The sequence below is a fragment of the Veillonella sp. genome (genome assembly GCF_019414865.1).
Taxonomy (GTDB): Bacteria; Bacillota; Negativicutes; order Veillonellales; family Veillonellaceae; genus Veillonella.
Genome location: NZ_DXLG01000170.1, coordinates 1 through 2,559 on the forward strand (window position 1 = coordinate 1; position 2,559 = coordinate 2,559).

A 2,559-nucleotide genomic window follows, 5' to 3' on the forward strand; every position below is an offset into this window, starting at 1 on the left:
TCTTTATATATCTTTATATATTAATGAATATCTTTATGTTCTTTAATATCTTGGTCAGCTTCCTTAGCTAAATTTTCTAGAGCTCGTTTTGGAGCAGTTCGTTCACCGGTTTCTGGATCTACAAATTCAACGCGATCTAAAGTATCTGTAATTTGACCTCGAATGAATGATAAGTAGATTTCATAAAGTTCTTTTTTTTCTGCTAACTCCTCTGGTGTGAGTGGTTGTCCAGATTTTTTCTTTGCTGCTAGTTCATTTATGCGCTTTAATGTATCGTTAATATTACTCATATTGACCTCCTGTATTCTATATTAGAATAACATGATTTATTATAACATAGAACTAAATGAATACGTATGGTAAGATATAAGTTGTACGCGTCTGTACTTTCACAAGTGAGAAAGGAGAGCTGTATGCGTGTAACAAAAGCGATAAAGGCAGAGCAATTGAAATTATTGCAAGAGCATTATTTTGATGCAAAACCTGCCCTTGAGTATACAAATGAATTTGAATTATTAGTAGCCGTTGTTTTATCTGCACAATGTACGGATGAAAGGGTTAATATTGTTACGAAACGATTGTTCCCTGAATTAAATCATCCTGCTAAAATGCTTGAAATAGGGGTTACAAAACTAGAAACTCTTATTAAAGATTGCGGTCTTTATAAGTCTAAAGCGAAAAACTTAATTGCTACCTGTCAAATCTTGGTAGAACAATATCATGGTGAGGTACCACGTGAATTTGATCAACTAGTAGAATTACCTGGTGTTGGTCGTAAAACGGCTAACGTAGTTGTGTCCGTATTGTTCGGTACACCTGCCATTGCGGTAGATACCCATGTATTCCGTGTAGCTAATCGATTAAAACTAGGTATTGCTAAAACTCCAGAAGAGATGGAGAAGAAATTGCAAAAGGCCATCCCTAAAGAGGATTGGGCTGCTGCTCATCACTGGTTAATTTACCATGGCCGTAAATTATGTAAGGCTCGTAAGCCTTTATGTGAAGAATGTTTTTTAAATCATGTATGCCCTTCGGCGGGAAAGGTTTAATATGAAAGTAAATAACGAAGAATTTATTGCCCTTTGTGCGACTCATGGCATTGAGGGGATTGATATTGTAAATGAGTTAATGCGTTTTAAAGTACTGGATCAATTGATTTCTAGTAATGCTAGCTCCCGTGAGTGGGGTGTAACAGCAGATGATTTATATGCGTTAGCAGAAAAATCCACAGTCGAGTCTTTTGGTCCTGTTCCATATGATTTGAATACATTCCAAGCTCTATATGGTCCATCCTTTAGAGTTGAATTATTTGATTTCATTAGTGATACAGGTATCTTGGATGGTCTAGATGTAGGCACTATTTGGGAAACTCCTGTTCGTGAAAGTATTGAAGCTCATAGTAAAACGGGAGAACTCGTTCTATATGCGTATGTAGAAGAATATGCAGGCATGGTAGAAGAGATTCTTCAATCTTATGAAGATAAAAAAGTCGTTCTTTATACGGCGTCTCCTGTGTGCTATAGCATTTTGACACGTTTATACCCAATGGCACAAATTATTAATCAATGGCCTCATCGTAGCTATTTTGACCATATCTTTACAGGTACGGTTGGTATGTTCCAATCTTCTGAAGATATTGTGGAAGAAGTGGCAAATGGACTACATAATCTTGTTCCAGAAGGGACTGCACAACTATTCTTACCTGCTACAATGGCACAAAACCAATTGGGCTTAAATAATATGGCATTACAATTCTTCTTGAATCAAAAGCGTGTAGAAGCCATCCGTGAATGGACTCCACTAGGGGCTTATGAAATTGTATATGGTAAATACGATGTTAAAAAGATGCGCGTTGGCCTTCGTGAACGCGTAGGGGATGAGTGGAAAACAATTAACTATATTCCATTGCCTCATGGCGTATTTGCTCAATTGCCAGTATTCACAGTATTAAATTATGGCTTGTCTTTACGCTCTATTTTGTTGCCAGGCGGTCAAACTGATGTAGCCTTAGGTCAAGATGGTATTTACTGTATCGACAGCCGTGTTTCTGAATTAGGCCGTAATGCTCTTGTGGAAAGTGGCGCATATTTCCTTACATTTAAACGTTATGCGGATCATGTAGATGTAGATATTACTACAGAGGTACCAGCAGAGGATATTTACTGGATGTTCCCAGATGCTGAATTGGCATATATGTGGTATACATACTTCTGTAGTACTACTGGACAAACATTGATCCAAGAAATTTCCATGCTTGTTCAAACAGATGAATCCTTCGGCTATATGCTTAGCAGCGTGCGCCGCCGCGTATTAGATGTTAATAATGAAGCCCAATTAATTTCATCTGTACAGGCTGCTGATGAAGCCTATATCAAGGCTGTTACAGAAGCAGCTACAAATTGGAAATCTACGGTAGATGAATTAGGTGCTCAAGTAATGCCTCCTACTACATCTATTGATATTGAAGACTATAGCGATTATAAAAACTAATTGTAAAAGTCTGATATTTAGTTTAAAATATATCGTATCCTAAAAAATATGAACTACTAAATATAGTAG

General features: G+C 37.0%; 3 protein-coding genes. 2 read left to right on the forward strand and 1 reads right to left on the reverse strand.

Going from position 1 to position 2,559, the window contains the following annotated elements; all coding sequences use genetic code 11:
- Positions 1 to 20 precede the first annotated feature (20 nt).
- Positions 21 to 290: a DUF896 domain-containing protein gene (locus QZ334_RS07865; protein ID WP_005386262.1), complete on the reverse strand. Its 270-nt coding sequence runs from the start codon at positions 288 to 290 to the stop codon at positions 21 to 23.
- A 123-nt stretch (positions 291 to 413) separates the two neighbouring features.
- Between QZ334_RS07865 and nth the strand changes: the two genes are divergently transcribed.
- Together nth and QZ334_RS07875 are read left to right on the forward strand one after the other, a co-directional pair.
- Complete coding sequence (gene nth, locus QZ334_RS07870) at positions 414 to 1,049, forward strand: endonuclease III (protein ID WP_005386264.1); 636 nt, start codon at positions 414 to 416, stop codon at positions 1,047 to 1,049.
- A gap of 1 nt (position 1,050) precedes the next feature.
- Positions 1,051 to 2,490 carry a hypothetical protein gene (locus tag QZ334_RS07875; RefSeq protein ID WP_295233437.1) on the forward strand — a complete coding sequence of 480 codons (1,440 nt, stop codon included), beginning with the start codon at positions 1,051 to 1,053 and terminating at the stop codon, positions 2,488 to 2,490.
- Positions 2,491 to 2,559 lie beyond the last annotated feature (69 nt).

Excerpts from the sequence above, each read along its gene's own strand:
- nth (WP_005386264.1), top strand. The coding sequence starts at position 414 with ATGCGTGTAACAAAAGCGATAAAGGCAGAGCAATTGAAATTATTGCAA.
- QZ334_RS07875 (WP_295233437.1), top strand. The coding sequence starts at position 1,051 with ATGAAAGTAAATAACGAAGAATTTATTGCCCTTTGTGCGACTCATGGC.
- QZ334_RS07865 (WP_005386262.1), bottom strand. The coding sequence starts at position 290 with ATGAGTAATATTAACGATACATTAAAGCGCATAAATGAACTAGCAGCA.